This is a genomic window from Micromonospora sp. LZ37, from assembly GCF_059359015.1.
This window is the reverse complement of sequence record NZ_JCADBL010000002.1, coordinates 54203-71324: the sequence shown is the minus strand read 5'-3', so window position 1 is coordinate 71324 and position 17122 is coordinate 54203. Positions and strand designations below refer to the sequence as shown.

The following is a 17122-nucleotide window of genomic DNA, read 5'->3' as shown; positions in this document are numbered from 1 at the left end:
GCCTGGTCGGGTTCAATGTCCGCATTGGACGCGAATGCGGGAGAGGTATCGGATTGCACGGCGGCTCCTGACGAAAAATGCGGAACAAAACCACGCGCATCGTCTCCGCCGAGGTTTCTGCGATGCACCTCCGGCCGTGCTGACCGCCGAGTTCTCCGATCGTGCGGTGATCCGCGAATATCGGCGTCAGGTATTACGGCGGTACCGCCCGGGCCGATAACGTGGCGCGCAGTGGGGTGGTTGTCAGCACATGCCACCGTCGCGAATGACGGGAGAAAGTCGTGGTCGTCGGTCGGGTGGCTTCCTCGGTGGTGCAACGCCAGGTTAAGTACGTGAGCGCCGTGCCATGGTCCAATGCCTCAGGGATAGTTGCCGAGGTCTATGCGCAGATTGCCGATGAGATGCGGCTGGTGGTACCGCCGGCGCAATTGCATTCGCCTTCGCCGGACCTGCTGGCCGCGTATTGGATGCTCACCCGCGAGCCGCTGGTGGCACCCGCGGTGCCGCGCGCCGAGAAGGAGGCGGTCGCCGCCGCCGTCGCGGTGGCCAACATCTGTCCCTACTGCGTGGAGGTACACACCGTCGGCATGTACGACCTCAGCGGTGAGCACGACGCGGAGGCCGTCGCGGGTGACCGTGTGGAGACGATGGCCGACCCGGCGCTGCGGGCGCTGACCGCCTGGGCCCGCACCGCCCACCAGCTCGACGACGCGGCGCCCGAGCCGGCCGGGCTCAGCGCGGCCGAACGGGCCGAGCTGATCGGTGTCGCGGTGGCGTTCCACTACGTCAGTCGCGTGGTCAACGTGTTCCTGTCCAGTTTCCTGCTGCCGCCGGGTCTCGGCCCCAGATCGCGGCGGCGGATGAAGCAGGGGATCAGCCGACTCCTGCGCCCCACCCTGCGCACACCCCGGCCGGGCGGCCGGTCCGTCGGGCTGCTCGCGCCGGCCCCGCTGCCGGCGGGCGCGCCCTGGGCCGCCGGCAACGACCACGTCGCCGCCGCGGTCGCCCGGTCCTACCGGACGTTCGAGCTCGCCGGTGCGCGGTCCCTGCCCGACGCGGTCCGCCGGGTGGTCCTGGACCGGCTCGCGGCATGGCGGGGCGAGGACACCGGCCTCAGCGCGGCCTGGTGCGAGGACCTGATCGCGGACCTGCCGGCGCACGAGCGGCCCGCGGGCCGACTGGCGTTGCTGACGGCGATGTCGTCGTATCAGGTCGACGAGGGGGTCGTCGCGGATTTCCGGCGGTTCGACCCGTCCGACGCCGGGCTCGTGGATGCGGTCGCCTGGTCGGCGTTCGCCGCGTCCCGGGTGATCGGCAACCGATTGGCGGCGGCGCGGACGGCCGCACCGCCGGTGGTGAACAACTTCGAATACCTGGAGGATGGCGGATGGCACAACTCGGGGCCGCACGACCGCGGCAGGGCGGCCTGAATGGCCGGTTCCACCGCGTCGGGCTGAACGTGTTCATGGTGGTGGTCCTGGCCCACTGGGCCGAGCATATCGCGCAGGCGTACCAGATCTGGGTGCTGCACTGGCCGCTGCCGAAGGCCCAGGGCGTGCTGGGCCTGGCCTACCCGTGGCTGGTGAAGAGCGAGTGGCTGCACTACGGCTACGCGCTGGTCATGCTGGTGGCGATGTTCGCGCTGCGCGGCGCGTTCACCGGCCGGGCGCGGACGTGGTGGACGGTGGCCCTGGTCATCCAGTTCTGGCACCACATCGAGCACCTGCTGCTGTTCCTGCAGGCGCAGACCGGCAACTACCTGTTCGACAAGTCGGTGCCCACCAGCGTGCTGCAGCTCGTTCTCCCGAGGGTGGAGCTGCACCTGTTCTACAACACCATCGTCTTCCTGCCGATGGTGGTCGCGGTCATCCTGCACCTGCGCCCGACCCAGGCGGAAGCCCACGCGGCCCCCTGCACCTGCGCCAGGCCGCTGGCCGTGGCCGGCGCCGTGAGACCATGACGACGTCGCTGACCGGAGCCCGTTCCGGCGGGCTCCGGTCGGCCCTGCGCAACCGGGGCCTCTGGCTGGCCGCCGGTGCGGTCGCGGCCGCCGTGCTGGGCTTCGTGCTGTTCGCGCAGCCGGCCCCCGCCATGCTGTCCACGATGGATCCGGCGGACGGCGCCACGGTGCGCACCGCGCCGCGGGCCGTGACCGCGACCTTCACCGGGGAGATCGCCCCGTACGACTACCACCTCAGCGTCGCCCGCGAGGACGGCGTGACGGTGACCACGGGCGCCGTCCGGCGCGACGGGGCCACGCTCACCGTGCCCGTCACGCTGACCGGCGACGGCCCGTACCTCGTCGCGTACCACGTGCGGCTGGCCGGCGGTGCGGAGCTGTCGGCCGTGACCCGCTTCGGCGTCGACGTTCCGGTGGCACCGATCGCCGGTGACCAGGTCGCCGTGGCGGTGCCGGGGCACCAGCACGTCAGCGACGACCCGATGAACGTCGCCCTGCTCGGGGTCGACGCGGCGCTGCTGCTGGCGCTCGCCTACGCGCTGCTGCGGCCCCTGGGACGACGACACCGACGTTCCTAAGGCCGGGGGCGCCGCCTCCGACCTGGATCACCCAAGGTTGAGGAGGCAAGGCAATGCCGACCACGCTCGGCTCTCTGCGCCGCTTGGTGCTGACGCCGTCGTTCAAGGAAGTCTCATTTGCGCACCGGGGCTTCCCGGTCGTGCCGACCGACGCGACCCGCCGGCTCGAGGCCATCCCGCAGGCGGTGCTCGTCGGCTTCGAATGGGGCATCGACACCCGCACGGAGGCGGAGCTCGTCCGGCGGCTGGAGCTGGTGGAGCCGGAGATGCGCGGCTTCGCCTACGAGGGCGCCACGATGGCCCTCACGGTGCTCGACGCGATGGCCGGCGGCCGTGGCCGCCGCGCGCAGAGCCTGCTGTCCGGCGCCGCCGTGCCCCACACGTTCCTGACCTACATCGGAATCGGGTTCGCCATGGCCCGGCTGCCCCGGCCGCTGTGGAAGAAGATCCTGCCCGATCTCACCGGCACGCCGTACTACCCCACAATGAGCTGGCTCGCCGTGGACGGCTACGGCTTCGACCGCGCCTACTTCGAGACCGAGCGCTGGGTGACCCGCCAGGAGCGGCTGGCCCCATACCCCTGGCAGGGCCGCGCCGACTACTTCCAGCGCGCCTGTGACCAGGGTGTCGGCCGAGCGCTGTGGTTCATCCACGGCGGGCAGGTGCCGGACGTCGTCGCCGCCGTCCGGCGCTTCGCCGCGGACCGGCAGGCCGACTTGTGGAGCGGCGTGGGGCTGGCGGCCACGTTCGCCGGCGGCAGCGACGCCTCCGGCTTCGCGGCGCTGCGCGACGGCGCGGGGGAGCACTGGACCCACGTCGCGCAGGGCTCCGTCTTCGCGGCCAAGGCGCGGGTCTTCTCCGGCTTCGAGCCTGAGCACACCGCGATCGCGGTCATCACCCTGACGGACCTGACGGTCGCGCAGGCGGCGGCCCTCGCCGACGAGGTGGCCGTCACCGGCGCCGACGTGCCCGCGAGCGATCTCGACTACGAGGTGTGGCGCTCGAAGATCCGCGACGCCGTCGGCGCCCGGGCCGGGTCCCCGCGGTAGCGAGCGGCGCTCACCAGGAACCGATCCGATTTCGGAGACCGCAAGCGCGGAGACGCTCGGGCGGGCATTGCTCATCAACAATTTGTCGAATCCGTCTGACTGGGGGCCCGAATGACGATGTTCCAATCCCTTCGCCGGCGCATCCTGACGCCCGACATCAAGCAGACCAGGATGGACGTGCGCGGCTTCCACGTGAAGAGCCCCGAGGCGCGCGACCGGCTAGAGGCGGTCGGACGGTACTTCCTGACCGGGTACGCCATCGCCGCCGAGGTCGTCCACCCTTCGGACGCCGACGAGCGGCTCAACGGCGTCCCGCACGCCTACCGCGGCTTTGCCTACGAGGGCGCCGCCATGGCGTTCGCGGTTCGTGACGGGCTGCCCGTCGGCGGTTCCCGCCACGTCGAGGATTTCCTCGCCGGCCCAGCCGACGCCCACGTCTACATGGCGTACGTGGGCGTCGGCTGGGCCATGGCGCGGGTACCGCGGTTCCGCTGGTCGAAGCTGCACGCGCCGGACCCGCTGCTGCGGTGGCTGGTGCTGGACGGCTACGGCTTCCATCAGGCGTACTTCAAGACCCGGCAGTACGTCGAGCAGTGCTACCAGGCCGAGACGTTCCCGTGGCCGGTGGACGGCCCGGCCTGGTACGCCAACCGCGTCATCGACCAGGGCGTCGGGCGGGCCACCTGGTTCGTGTGCGGCACCGACCCCCGACGCGTCGTGGCGACCTTCGAGCGCTTCGACGAGCGCCGTCGCGGCGACCTGTACGCCGGGGCAGGCCTGGCGGCCACGTACGCCGGCGGCAGTGACGAGGCGGAGCTGGCCTGGTTCAAGGAGGCCGCCGGCGCCTACGCCTGCGACGTCGCGCAGGGTTCGGCCTTCGCCGCCGCCGCCCGCGTCCGGGCCGGTCTGGTCGTCGCGCACAACGAGATCGCGACCCGGGTGCTCTGCGGGCAGACCCCGGACGCGGCGGCCAAGGTGACCGACGAGGCGCTCGTCGGGCTGCCGTTTGACGACGAGCTTCCCGCATATGAGATCTGGCGGCTCCGCATCAAGGCGGCGCTCACAGCGGGCTTGGAGAGGTGACCTGACATGACCAAACTCGCGGTGGTGGGCATGGCGTGCCGGTATCCGGACGCCACCTCACCGAGGGAGCTGTGGGAGAACGCGCTGGCTGGGCGCCGCGCCTTCCGCCGGCTGCCCGACGAACGCATGCGGCTCGAGGACTACTACGACGCCGACCCCAAGGCCAAGGACCGGTTCTACGCCCGCCTCGCGGCGGTCATCGAGGACTACGAGTTCGACCGGGTCGCCTACAAGATCGCCGGCAGCACATACCGGTCGACCGACCTGACCCACTGGCTGGCCCTGGACGTCGCCGCCCTCGCGCTGGCCGACGCGGGCTTCCCGATGGCCGAGGGCCTGCCCCGGGAACGCACAGCGGTCATCGTCGGCAACAGCCTCACCGGCGAGTTCGCCCGGGCGAACCAGATGCGGCTGCGGTGGCCGTACGTGAGCCGCATGGTCAGCGCCGCCCTCAAGGCCCAGGACTGGGACGACGGCCAGATGCAGAGCTTCCTGCAGGATTTGGAGAACGCCTACAAGTCGCCGTTCCCGGAAATCGACGAGGACACCCTCGCCGGTGCACTGTCCAACACCATCGCCGGGCGCATCTGCAACCACTTCGACCTCAAGGGCGGGGGCTACACCGTCGACGGCGCCTGCTCGTCCTCGCTGCTGTCCGTGGCGACCGCCTGCAAGGCGCTCGTCGACGGTGAGGCCGACGTCGCGGTGGCCGGCGGGGTCGACCTGTCCATCGACCCGTTCGAGATCATCGGGTTCGCCAAGACGGGTGCGCTCGCCACCGGGGAGATGCGCGTCTACGACCGCGGCTCCAACGGGTTCTGGCCCGGCGAGGGCTGCGGCATGATCGTGCTGATGCGCGAGCCGGAGGCGCGGGCCGCCGGGCACCGGATCTACGCGTCCATCGCCGGCTGGGGCATCTCCTCCGACGGCAAGGGCGGCATCACCCGGCCGGAGGCCGGCGGCTATCAGCTCGCCCTGCGCCGCGCGTACAAGCGGGCCGGCTTCGGCATCGAGACCGTCGCCCTGTTCGAGGGGCACGGCACCGGTACGAAGGTCGGCGACGCCACCGAGCTCACCGCCCTGTCGGCGGCCCGCCGCGAGGCGGACCCGACGGCGGCACCGGCCGTGATCGGCTCCATCAAGGGCATGATCGGCCACACGAAGGCCGCCGCCGGCATCGCCGGGCTCATCAAGGCCGCGCTGGCCGCCTACCACCAGGTGCTGCCCCCGGCCATCGGCACCCGTGACCCGCACGAGGTTCTCAGCGGGGACGCACCCGCGCTGCGGGTGCTGCGCAAGGCGGAGGCATGGCCCAAGGACATGCCGGTGCGCGTCGGCGTCACCGCCATGGGCTTCGGCGGGATCAACACCCACGTCGTGCTCGAGAACACCGAGCCGCGTCACCGGGCGCCGTTCAACAGCCGCACCTGGGCCCTGGCCTCCTCGCTGCAGGACGCCGAGCTGCTGGTGGCCGACGCCGTGTCACCGCAGGAGCTGCGGGAAAAGCTCGACGAGCTCGGGCGCTTCGTGTCCGGCGTCTCCTTCGCCCAGCTGGCCGACCTCGCCGTCACGCTGCACAGCGGGCTGCGGGACCTGCCCTACCGGGCCGCGGTCATCGCGTCCTCGCCCGAGCAAGCCGTGCAGCGCCTGACGGGGCTGTGCCGGGTCCTCGACGAGGGCGGCACCAGCCACTTCGGCGGTGACGGCAACAGCTTCCTCGGCCACGTCAGCAGGCCGGGCAAGGTCGGCTTCCTCTTCCCGGGTCAGGGCTCGGGTCGGGGGGTGTCCGGCGGGGCCATGCGCCGCCGGTTCGCCGAGGCCGAGGAGGTCTACGTCGACGCGGCGCTGCCGGTCACCGGTGACGTCGTGGCCACCGAGGTCGCCCAGCCGCGCATCGTCACCGGCTCGATGGCGGGACTGCGGGTCATGTCCGCACTCGGCATCGAGGCGAGCGTCGCCGTCGGACACAGCCTCGGCGAGCTCGCGGCGTTGCAGTGGGCTGGCGCCATGGACGAGGCCGCCCTGCTGCGCATCGCCGCCCTGCGCGGACGCACGATGGCGCAGCACAGCGCCTCGGGCACGATGGCCGGGATCGCGGCCCCGCCGGAGAGCGTCGAGGCGCTCGTCGCCGGGCTGCCTGTCGTCATCGCCGGCTACAACGGTCCCTCGCAGACCGTGGTCGCCGGGCCGGTGGACGCGATCCAGGCCGCCGGTGCGCGGGCGGACGCCGCCGCCACACCGTGGACCATGCTGCGCGTCTCCCACGCCTTCCACTCTCCGCTGGTCGCCCCGGCCGCGGCCGCGTTCGGCGCCGCCCTCGCCCACGAGGACTTCGCCCCGGTCGGCCGGCGAATCATTTCCACCGTGACCGGCGACGTGCTGCACCGCGACACCGACGTCGCGGCGCTGCTGCACCGCCAGATCACCGACCCGGTGCTGTTCAACCAGGCGATCGAGCTGGCCGCCAAGGAGATCGACCTGTTCATCGAGGTCGGGCCCGGGCGGGTGCTGAGCGAGCTGGCGGCCGCGGCGACCGACATGCCTGCGGTGGCCCTGAACACCGACGACGAGTCGATCGCCGGGGTGCTCCGCGCGGTGGCCGCCGCCTTTGTCGTCGGCGCCGCGCCGGTGGACAGCGCCCTGTTCCACGGCCGGCTCGTCCGGCCGGTGACGGTCGGCGCGACGTTCAAGTTCTTCGCCAGCCCGTGCGAGCAGGCGCCGCAGGTCCGCACGGTAGGCCGCGACGCGCTGCGGCTGGTGCCCGCCGTCGAGCCGCCCGAGCCGGCGGCGCCGGCCACCGACGCGCAGCCCGCGGCGGCGGAGTCCACCACCGACCTGCTGCGGCGGATCGCCGCCGAGCGGGCCGAGCTGCCGGTGGAGCTCGTCCGCGCCGACAGCCGGCTCCTGGACGACTTGCACCTGAGCTCCATCACGGTGGGTCGGGTGCTCAACGGGGTCGCCCAGCAGATGGGCCTGCCGGCCGCGCAGCTGCCGACGAACCTCGCCACGGCCACCATCGATGAGCTGGCTGGGGCGCTCGACGCGCTCGCCCTCACCGCCCACGACGGTGCCGCGCTGACCGTCACCCAGGTGAGCGGTGCGGCGCCGTGGGCCCGGGCGTGGTCGGTCGACCTCGACGCGGTACCGCTGTCCGCCCCGGCCGCGCGGCAGGACGACGGCCGCTGGGAGGTGCACGCCGGCCCGGAGCATCCGATCGCCGAGCCGCTACGCCGGGCGCTGGAACGCGCCGGGGTCGGCAGCGGTGTGCTCGTCTGCCTGCCCGAGCAGTGCACCCAGGACCAGCTGCGGATCGCGTTGGACGGCGCCAAGGCCGCGGTGTCCGGCGGCGGAACCGGCCACGGCCCCGGGCGGTTCGTGCTCGTGCAGCACGGTCGCGGCGCGGCCGGCGTGGCCAAGACGGTCCGGCTAGAGGCGCCGCACCTGACCACCACGGTCGTGCACGTGCCACCGGTCGCCAACGCGGTCGACTGGGTCGTCGGCGAGGTCGCCGCGACCACCGGCTTCTCGGAGGCCCTCTACGACGCCGACGGGGTGCGGCGCGTGCCCACCCTGCGCGCGATGCCGGTCGAGCCGGCGATCACGCACACCCTGCTGGACCGGACCGATGTGCTACTGGTGACCGGGGGCGGCAAGGGCATCACCGCCGAGTGCGCGCTGGCGATGGCCACCGACAGCGGGGCGTCGCTCGCACTGCTCGGCCGCTCGGATCCGGCGCAGGACGCCGAGCTGGCGGCCAACCTGCGGCGCATGACCGAGCAGGGCGTCAACGTCCGCTACTGCCAGGCCGACGTCACCGACGCGGCGGCGGTCCGCTCGGCCATCGCGGAGCTGGCCCGGGAGCTCGGCCCGATCACGGCCGTACTGCACGGGGCCGGCCGCAACGAGCCCGCCTCGGTGGCCAACCTCGACATGGCGGCGTTCCGCAGCACGTTCGCCCCGAAGGTCGACGGGCTGCGGGCCGTCCTGGACGCGGTTGACCCCTCGGGGTTGAAGCTGCTGGTGACCCTCGGCAGCATCATCGGCCGGGCTGGGCTGCGCGGCGAGGCACACTACGCCACCGCCAACGAGTGGCTCGCCGACCTCACCGTGCAGACCGGCCGGGACTTCCCGAACTGCCGGACGCTGTGCATGGAGTGGTCCGTGTGGTCCGGCGTCGGCATGGGCGAGCGGCTGTCGGTCGTGGAGTCCCTGACCCGCGAAGGCGTCGTCCCGCTCACCCCGGATCAGGGCATCGCGATCCTGCGCCGGCTGCTGGCCGACCCCGAGGCGCCTTCGGTCGTCGTGATCAGCGGCCGCACCCAGGGGATCGACACCGTCCAGTACGACAAGCCGGAACTGCCGCTACTGCGCTTCGCGGAGCGCCCGCTGGTGCGCTACCACGGAGTGGAGCTCGTCACCGAGGTCGAACTGAGCGCCGGCACCGACCTGTACCTCGCCGATCACCGGCTCGACGGCAACCTGCTGTTCCCCGCCGTCTTCGGGATGGAGGCGATGGCGCAGGTCACCATGGCCGTCACCGGGCACCCAGGGATCCCGGTGATCGAGGACGTCCGGTTCCTGCGGCCGATCGTGGTGCCACCGGACGGCAGCACGGTCATCCGGGTCGCGGCGGTGGTCACCACCGACGACACCGTCGAAGTGGTCATCCGCAGCGCCGAGACGCAGTTCGCCGCCGAGCACTTCAGGGCGCGGCTGCGCCTCAATCGGGGCGTGGCCCCGGACGGGCCGCCGGTGCCGGTCGCCGCCGGGCTGCCGGCGGTTCGCCTCGACCCGATGACGGAGCTGTACGACGGCGTGCTGTTCCAGGGCGCCCGCTTCCAGCGGCTGCGCGACTACCACCGGGTCGCGGCGCGCGACGTGGACGCCGACGTGGTGGCCGACCCGGGCACGCGGTGGTTCGCGGCGTACCTGCCGGACCGCCTGCTGCTCGGCGACCCCGGCGTGCGCGACGCGCTCATGCACGGCAACCAGGTGTGCGTGCCGGACGCGACCCTGCTGCCGGCCGGGGTGGAGCGCATCCACCCCGCGGGGGAGCGGCTCACTGCGATGACCGGGCTGCGGTACTGCGCGACGGAGCGCAGCCGCGACGGTGACCTCTACATCTACGACATCGCACTGCGGGCCGATGACGGCAGGGTGGTCGAGCGCTGGGACGGCCTGCATCTGCGGGCCGTGCGCAAGCTCGACGGCGCTGGGCCGTGGGTGGCGCCGCTGCTGGGCTCCTACCTGGAGCGCACGATCGAGGACCTGACCGGGGCGCGGGTGGCGGTCGCCGTCGAGCCCGACGGACCGGCCGCTGACGGCGACCACGTCCAGCAGCGGCGGACGCGGACCGCGGTGGCTGCCGGGCGCGTCTTCGGCCGCGCCGTCGCCGTACGGTACCGGCCCGACGGCCGGCCCGAGGTCGACGACCCGCGGACCGTCTCCGCGGCGCACGGCGCGGGCCTCACCCTGTGTACCGCCGCAGCCGGGGTGCTCGGCTGCGACGTCGAACCGATCGTCGCCCGCACCCCTGAGGACTGGCAGGGGCTCCTCGGCGTGCACGCCGGCTTGGCGGCCGTCACCGGCGGCGTGTCCGGCGAGGACCAGCACTCCGCGGCGACGCGGGTGTGGACCGTCATGGAGTGCCTGCAGAAGGCGGGCCGCTCGACGCTCGGCCCGGTCAGCCTGCACTCCACGGACCGTCCCGGCTGGGTCGTGTACTCGACCGGGGAGGGGTACGTGGCGACCTTCGCCACGAGCGTGCGCGGCATTACCGAACCCGTCGTCTTCGCGGTGCTGACCGGAGGAGCCCAGCAATGAAGCCGTACTTCGAATACCGGCACGTCGTCGGCTTCGAGGAGACCAACCTCGTCGGCAACGTGTACTACGTCAACTATCTGCGCTGGCAGGGCCGCTGCCGGGAGCTTTTCCTCAAGAACGAGGCCCCCGAGGTGCTCGCCGACCTGCAGGCCGACCTGAAGCTGTTCACGCTGAAGGTCGGGTGCGAGTTCTTCGCCGAGATCACCGCCTTCGACGACGTGGCGATCAGGATGCGGCTGGTGGAGCTGGCCCAGACCCAGATCGAGTTCAGTTTCGACTACGTACGGGTCGCCCAGGACGGCGGGGAACTCCTCGTCGCCCGGGGCTGGCAGCGGGTGGCGTGCATGCGCGGCCCGAACACCAGAACCGTGCCAGCGCGGGTCCCCGAGGCGCTGGCCCGGGCGCTCGAGCCCTACACGTCGACGGCCCGGGTCTAGCCGGACCGACCGGCCCGAACAGGAGGTGCACGTGGACGTCCCGCCCGGGTCGCCGCCCAACGCGGCGACCGATCCGAAGACCCTGCGGCGTGCCCTGGGTGCGTTCGCCACCGGCGTCACCGTGGTGACCGTCGGCGGTGTGACCGCGCACGGCATGACCGCCAACTCGTTCACGCCGGTGTCGCTCGACCCGCCACTCGTGTCGATCTGCGTCGGCCGGCAGGCCATCATGCATGCGTCCCTGGAGGAAGCCGGCACCTTCGCGGTGTCGGTCCTCGCCTCGGAGCAGGAGGGCATGGCCCGCTACTTCGCCGACCAGCGCCGGCCGCTGGGCTGGGAGCAGTTCGACACGGTCGACTGGATGGCGGCGCCGCACACCGGGGCGCCGCTGCTGCGCGGCGCCCTGGCGTACTTCGAGTGCGAGGTGTGGCGCACCTACGACGGCGGCGACCACACCATCTTCATCGGCCGCATCCTGTCGATGAGCCGGGCCGTCGACGACGAGGCGCTGCTGTTCTTGTACGGCCGGTTCCACCACTTGCGTCAGGACCGGACCGAGGTGACCACGTGACGGCGCTCGACCAGCCCCGTCCGCCGCTGCTCGATCCGCCCAGCAGCCCGCGGATCACCGCCATGGGCATGCTCGTGAAGATGACCCGCGACCGTATCGGCATGATGACCGACGCCGCGCGGGACTACGGCGACGCGTGCCGGCTCGCGGTCGGGCACAAGACGCTGTACTTCTTCAACCATCCCGACCACGCCAAGCACGTGCTTGCCGACAACGCCGGCAACTATCACAAGGGCATCGGCCTGGTCCATGCCCGCCGGGCGCTCGGCGACGGCTTGCTCACCAGCGAGGGTGACCTGTGGCGCAAGCAGCGCAAGGTCATCCAGCCGGCGTTCCAGAGCCGCCGGATCGCCGCGCAGGCCGGCGCGGTGGCGGAAGAGGGTGCCAAGCTGGTCGAGCGGCTCCGCCGCCAGGTCGGCGCCGGTCCGGTCAACGTCACGGAGGAGATGACCACGCTGACCCTCGGCGTGCTCGGACGGACGCTGCTGGACGCCGACCTCGGCCGGTTCGCGGGCATCGGCGACGCGTTCGCCGCCGTGCAGGACCAGGCGATGTTTGAGCTGGAGACGCTCAGCGCGGTGCCGACCTGGGTTCCGCTGCCCCGGCAGCGGCGCTTCCGCCGGGCCCGCCGGAAGCTGGAGGCCGTCGTCAATGAGCTCGTCGCCGGCCGTCGCGCGCGCACCGGCGATCGCGACGACGTGCTGTCCCGCCTGATCGTCTCGGCGGACGCCGAAACGGACTCGGCGGTGCGCCGCGATCGGCTGCGCGACGAGCTCGTCACGCTGCTGCTCGCCGGGCACGAGACCACGGCCAGCACGCTGAGCTGGGCGCTGTACCTCATCGGCGAGCACCCGGACGTGCGCCGCCGGTTGCACGACGAGGCGGTGGCGGTGCTCGGCGACCGGCTGCCGACCTTCGAGGACCTGCACGGCCTGCGGTACACCACGATGGTGGTGGAGGAGGTCATGCGGCTGTACCCGCCGGTGTGGCTCCTGCCGCGCAAGGCGCTGGGCGCCGACGCCGTCGGTGGCTATCGGGTGCCGGCCGGGGCCGACGTGCTCGTGTCACCGTTCACGTTGCACCGGCACCCGGACTACTGGCCCGACCCGGAGCGGTTCGACCCCGAGCGGTTCGACCCGCAGCGCCCGGCTGGCACGGCCGAGCGCCCCCGGTACGCCTACATCCCGTTCGGTGCCGGTCCACGGTTCTGCGTCGGCAACCACCTCGGCATGATGGAGGCGGTCTTCGTACTGGCCCTGCTCACCCGGGACCTGCGGCTGGACAAGGTGCCCGGCTACCGCGTGGTCCCCGAGCCGATGCTGTCGCTGCGGATCCGCGGCGGCCTGCCGATGACGGTGACGCCGCTCGGCTGAGCCAGGTCGGTCCACCATGGATGCTCGCCGCAGCGTGTGCCCGGCGGGCATCCGGCATTGTGCACCGATGGCAAATGCAGGGCCGGGTTGAGCACATGCCGAGAAGCATTTGCCGCAGGCCTTCGCAACGATAACGGAGGATCGATGAACGGGGCCGACCTGGCGATTGTTCTCGACCAGCCCGCGATGTCTCCGCCGGTCAATTTGACAGGTGTCCGGCCGTTCGGCCGCGGGTCACATGCCGTCGACCTCGAGGGAGAACTGTGTCATCGCATCCTGTCGGAGCCCTGCGCCGGCTCATCCCAGGCGCCTTCGTCCTGGTGCTCATCACCGCGCTGTACGTGGTGGCTCGGCTGCCCGAAGCGTCAGCGGCCACCCGCAGCGCGCTCGCCAGCCGGTTCGCGTTCAGCGAGCTGCCGATCGCCCTGCCGCCCGGCCTGCCGCAGAACACGGTGCGGCAGGTGAACCCGAAGTACGAGCACATCCGTGCTTGGATTTCCTCGGTCGGTGCCTCCATCGCCGTCAACGACATCGACAGTGACGGCCGGTCCAACGACCTCTGCCTGGTGGACACCCGCAGCGACTCGGCGATTGTCACGCCGGCACCGCAGGGCGGGGCGACCTACGCGCCGTTCGTGCTCAACCCGGCCCCGTTGCCGACCGGCCCCACGATGGCGCCGATGGGCTGTGCCCCCGGCGACTTCAACGGTGACGGCTGGACCGACCTGCTCGTCTACTACTGGGGCCGCACGCCCGTGCTGTACATGCACAAAACCGGCGCTACCGCGCTGGACATGGCGGCGTTCCACCCGACGGAGCTCGTCGCCCAGTCGGCCACCCGGGCCGGTGGCTACGGCGGGGCGCTGTGGAACACCAACGCCGTGTCGATCGCCGACTTCGACGGCGACGGCCACGTGGACATCGGCGTGTTCAACTACTTCCCCGACACGCAGGTGCTCGACCCGCAGGGCGACCCGAACGTGCAGATGAACCACTCGATGTCGCGGGCCGAGAACGCCGGCGGTGCGCACATGCTGCACTGGGAGGCGGCCACCGGCGGCGCCGAGCCGTCCGTCACGTACGTGGAGCAGAAGGCGCTCCCGCCGTCGGCGGCGACCGGCTGGACGCTCGGCGCGGGCTCCGCCGACCTCGACGGCAACCTGCTGCCTGAGCTGTACCTGGCCAACGACTTCGGGCGGGACCGGTTCTTCCGCAACATTTCCACGCCGGGCCAGATCAAATTCACCCTCGTCGAGGGAGAGCGGGACGCGTTCACGCCGAAGTCGCTGGTCGTCGGGCACGACTCCTTCAAGGGCATGTCGATGGAGTTCAACGACCTGTCCGGTGACGGGCAACTCGACATGTTCATCAGCAACATCACGACCAGTTGGGGTCTGGAGGAGAGCAACCTCTACTACGAGAACACCGCGAAGAGCCCGGAGCGGGCTGCCGCGATGCTCAAGGACGGCCGCGCGCCGTTCGAGAACAAAGCCGCCTCGGCGAACATCGCCTGGGTCGGCTGGGGCTGGGACGCCAAGGCCGCCGACTTTGACAACAGCGGCCGGCTGTCGCTGGTGCAGGCCGCAGGCTTCGTGCGCGGCACCATCAACCGCTGGTCATGGCTGCAGGAGCTGGCGATGACCAACGACCTCATGCTGCGGGAGCCGACGATGTGGCCCAACGCGAAGGTCGGCGACGACATCGCCGGTTCTCAGCCGTTCGCGTTCTGGGTCAAGGAGTCCAACGGCCGTTACGTCAATGTCGCCCCTGAGCTGGGCATGACCTCGGACATCCCGAGCCGCGGCGTCGCGATCGCCGACGTTGACGGTGACGGAGCCGAGGACTTCGCCATCGCCCGGCAGTGGGGCGCCCCGTCGTTCTACCGCAACACCAAGAGCGGCCAGGGCGAGTACCTCACCCTCAACCTGTACCGGCCGACCGTCGCCGGCACCGCCGCCGGCGGCCTGCCCGGCGCGCCTGCCTACGGCGCTCAGGTGCGCGTCACCACCGCGGACGGCCACACCCAGGTGTCGCAGCTCGACGGCGGCGGCGGGCACTCCGGCAAGCGCGGTTTCGAGCAGCATTTCGGGCTCGGCGCCAACGGCGGCAAGCCGGTCTCGGCCGAGGTGTGCTGGCTCGACAACACCGGGGCCATGCACAAGCAGACGCTCCGTCTGAGCCCGGGCCGGCACGACCTTATGTTGACCACGCAAGCCCAGGAGGTGTAGCCGTCGTGACCGACGTGCAGCCCCGCATCACGACGCCGGCCGAGGCACCGGCCGCCGCGGTCGCGACCGCGGCGGCCCCGAAACCGGCCACCGCCACCGGCTTCGCGGCGCCACCGCGCGTCGACCGCCGGGACCCCCGCTACCTCGCCCTGCGCAACTTCGCGATCTCGATGAGCGTCTTCAACATCCTGGGCTACACCGTGCTCGGCTTCGAACAGCCCTGGACGTGGCCAATCTTCTCCCTCGCCATCGGCTACTCGACGGAACTCGTCGTGGAGTGGATCGCCGCGCGGGCCGAGCGGCGGGCGCCCGGCTACTCCGGGCACGGCGGCTGGGGTGTGTACACGTTCCTGCTCCCGGCGCACATCACCGCGCTGGCCGCGAACATGCTGCTGTACGCCAACGACATCTACTGGCCGATCGCCTTCGCGGTCGTTGTCGCCGTCGGGCAGAAGGTTCTGCTGCGGGCCCCGATCAAGGGCCGGCTGCGGCACTTCATGAACCCGTCGAACTTCGGCATCACGGTCACGCTGCTGTTGTTCGGCTGGGTCAACGTGGCGCCGCCCTACCAATTCACCGAGCATGTGCCGGACGTGATCCGGGTCGTGGTACCGACCGTCATCCTTACCGCCGGCACCATTCTCAACTCGCTTCTGACCAAGCGGGTCCCGCTGATCGTGGGCTGGGTCGGTGCCTTCGTCATCCAGGCCCTGATCCGGCACTTCGTGTGGGACGTCGCGCTGTGGGCGGCGCTCGGCCCGATGACCGGTGTCGCGTTCATCCTGTTCACCAACTACATGATCACCGACCCGGGGACCACCCCGACGTCGGGCAAGGCGCAGTTCATGTTCGGCTCCAGCGTCGCGTTCGTCTACGGCGCGCTGCTGCTGGCCAATGTGGTCTACACGCTGTTCTTCGCCGTCACCATCGTCTGCGCCGCGCGCGGGCTGTTCTGGTGGGCGAAGTGGTTGCGCGAGCGCCGGACGGCCGCGCTCGCCACGTGAGGCAGTGCTCGGCCGGCACCGGGACAACGGCGTCCCGGTGCCGGCCGCGGTTCCTTGTCCAACCATCCTGGAGGCGCCATGGCAACCACCCGGATGGGGCGCGGCGTGACGCCGGCCCCGCACCTGCACGGACGAGCCGGCCGCAACGGCCGGGTCGTGCTGTTGAGCGTCCTGGCGGGGATCGCCCTGTCGGTGCTCTGGTCGTTCGAGTTCGTCGACTCGGTCATCGGCGACAGCGTCGCCAACACCCTGCTGGGCCACGACGCGAAAGGCACCGCCATCGCCGGCTCCACCGCCGGGCTGGTGTTCGCCTTCGTGTCCGGTCTCGCGGGGACGTTCACCGCCTGTAACATCGCCATGGCAGCCTCCGTCGGCCCGCTGGCCCAGGCCGGCGCGGGTCATTATGGCGCTCTGCGCCAACTGCTGCGCCCGCTGGTCTGGCTCGCGCTTGGCATGGTCGTGGTGTCCGCGACCTACGGCTTCGTCGGCGTGCTGCTCGGCGAACGGCTGCCCCAGCTGTCCACAGACAAGGTCGGCGACGTGCCGGTCCGGCTCGTGCAGTCCTCCGTCGTCTTCGGCCTCATCGGCCTCGCCCTGGTCTACCTGGGCCTCGCCGCACTCGGCGTACTGCCAGACGTGTTTCGCGACCGGCCGGTCGCCCGGGTCGTCGTCCTCGGCGGCCTCGTCGGCGGCTTCCTGATCGGCCGGCCGTACCCGCTGTTCAACAAGCTCTTCCACTATGCGGCGGAGCAGGAGAATCCCCTGTTCGGCGCGCTCGCGTTCGTGCTGCAGTCCTTGGGCAACATCGTGTTCGTCGCGACGATCTTCGCGATCGTCGTGGTGATCACCCGGGGCAAGTTCCTGGCCTGGCTGACGGCCAGTCCCCGGCGAACGGCGGTGGTGACGGGCAGCCTGCTGCTCGCCCTCGGCGTGTTCAACATCGTCTACTGGGACGTGCGCCTGCCGGCGATGTTCGGCATCGGATGGTTCCCGACCATGTGGTACAACGCCTGACT

Annotated in this window: 12 protein-coding genes; all 12 read left to right on the top strand. The window is 71.6% G+C overall.

What is annotated here, in order from left to right:
* Positions 1-428: 428 nt before the first annotated feature.
* The 12 genes from AC5L3Z_RS04420 (at position 429) to AC5L3Z_RS04365 (ending at position 17120) form a co-directional block, all read left to right on the top strand.
* A complete protein-coding gene (locus AC5L3Z_RS04420) occupies positions 429-1430 on the top strand; it encodes a carboxymuconolactone decarboxylase family protein (protein WP_494839710.1) in 1002 nt (333 codons plus the stop codon).
* Positions 1388-1960, top strand: a complete 573-nt coding sequence (locus tag AC5L3Z_RS04415) for a hypothetical protein (protein ID WP_494839709.1) — start codon at positions 1388-1390, stop codon at positions 1958-1960. The genes AC5L3Z_RS04420 and AC5L3Z_RS04415 overlap by 43 nt, the downstream gene beginning before the upstream one ends.
* Positions 1957-2538 carry a copper resistance CopC family protein gene (locus AC5L3Z_RS04410; RefSeq protein ID WP_494839708.1) on the top strand — a complete coding sequence of 194 codons (582 nt, stop codon included), beginning with the start codon at positions 1957-1959 and terminating at the stop codon, positions 2536-2538. Before AC5L3Z_RS04415 ends, AC5L3Z_RS04410 begins: the two co-directional genes overlap by 4 nt.
* A gap of 53 nt (positions 2539-2591) precedes the next feature.
* Positions 2592-3587: a DUF1702 family protein gene (locus tag AC5L3Z_RS04405; RefSeq protein WP_494839707.1), complete on the top strand. Its 996-nt coding sequence runs from the start codon at positions 2592-2594 to the stop codon at positions 3585-3587.
* Positions 3588-3698: 111 nt separating this feature from the next.
* On the top strand, positions 3699-4670 hold the full coding sequence (locus AC5L3Z_RS04400; protein WP_494839705.1) for a DUF1702 family protein: 972 nt from the start codon (positions 3699-3701) through the stop codon (positions 4668-4670).
* A gap of 6 nt (positions 4671-4676) precedes the next feature.
* Positions 4677-10493, top strand: a complete 5817-nt coding sequence (locus AC5L3Z_RS04395) for a type I polyketide synthase (RefSeq protein ID WP_494839704.1) — start codon at positions 4677-4679, stop codon at positions 10491-10493.
* A complete protein-coding gene (locus AC5L3Z_RS04390; RefSeq protein ID WP_494839702.1) occupies positions 10490-10930 on the top strand; it encodes an acyl-CoA thioesterase in 441 nt (146 codons plus the stop codon). The genes AC5L3Z_RS04395 and AC5L3Z_RS04390 overlap by 4 nt, the downstream gene beginning before the upstream one ends.
* Positions 10931-10955: 25 nt before the next feature.
* A complete protein-coding gene (locus AC5L3Z_RS04385; RefSeq protein ID WP_494839701.1) occupies positions 10956-11501 on the top strand; it encodes a flavin reductase family protein in 546 nt (181 codons plus the stop codon).
* The gene (locus AC5L3Z_RS04380) at positions 11498-12874 is read left to right on the top strand and encodes a cytochrome P450 (RefSeq protein ID WP_494839699.1); all 1377 of its coding nucleotides are present in this window, start codon (positions 11498-11500) and stop codon (positions 12872-12874) included. The genes AC5L3Z_RS04385 and AC5L3Z_RS04380 overlap by 4 nt, the downstream gene beginning before the upstream one ends.
* Positions 12875-13137: 263 nt before the next feature.
* Positions 13138-15102, top strand: coding sequence for a CRTAC1 family protein (locus AC5L3Z_RS04375; protein ID WP_494839697.1), 1965 nt, complete (start codon positions 13138-13140; stop codon positions 15100-15102).
* Positions 15103-15107: 5 nt separating this feature from the next.
* Entirely contained in the window at positions 15108-16106 is a 999-nt protein-coding gene (locus AC5L3Z_RS04370) for an enediyne biosynthesis protein (RefSeq protein ID WP_494839695.1), read from the top strand.
* Positions 16107-16184: 78 nt separating this feature from the next.
* A complete protein-coding gene (locus AC5L3Z_RS04365; protein ID WP_494839693.1) occupies positions 16185-17120 on the top strand; it encodes a hypothetical protein in 936 nt (311 codons plus the stop codon).
* Positions 17121-17122 lie beyond the last annotated feature (2 nt).

Coding starts and splice junctions, on each gene's coding strand:
- AC5L3Z_RS04415 (WP_494839709.1), top strand. CDS start 1,388: ATGGCACAACTCGGGGCCGCACGACCGCGGCAGGGCGGCCTGAATGGC.
- AC5L3Z_RS04410 (WP_494839708.1), top strand. CDS start 1,957: ATGACGACGTCGCTGACCGGAGCCCGTTCCGGCGGGCTCCGGTCGGCC.
- AC5L3Z_RS04405 (WP_494839707.1), top strand. CDS start 2,592: ATGCCGACCACGCTCGGCTCTCTGCGCCGCTTGGTGCTGACGCCGTCG.
- AC5L3Z_RS04400 (WP_494839705.1), top strand. CDS start 3,699: ATGACGATGTTCCAATCCCTTCGCCGGCGCATCCTGACGCCCGACATC.
- AC5L3Z_RS04395 (WP_494839704.1), top strand. CDS start 4,677: ATGACCAAACTCGCGGTGGTGGGCATGGCGTGCCGGTATCCGGACGCC.
- AC5L3Z_RS04390 (WP_494839702.1), top strand. CDS start 10,490: ATGAAGCCGTACTTCGAATACCGGCACGTCGTCGGCTTCGAGGAGACC.
- AC5L3Z_RS04365 (WP_494839693.1), top strand. CDS start 16,185: ATGGCAACCACCCGGATGGGGCGCGGCGTGACGCCGGCCCCGCACCTG.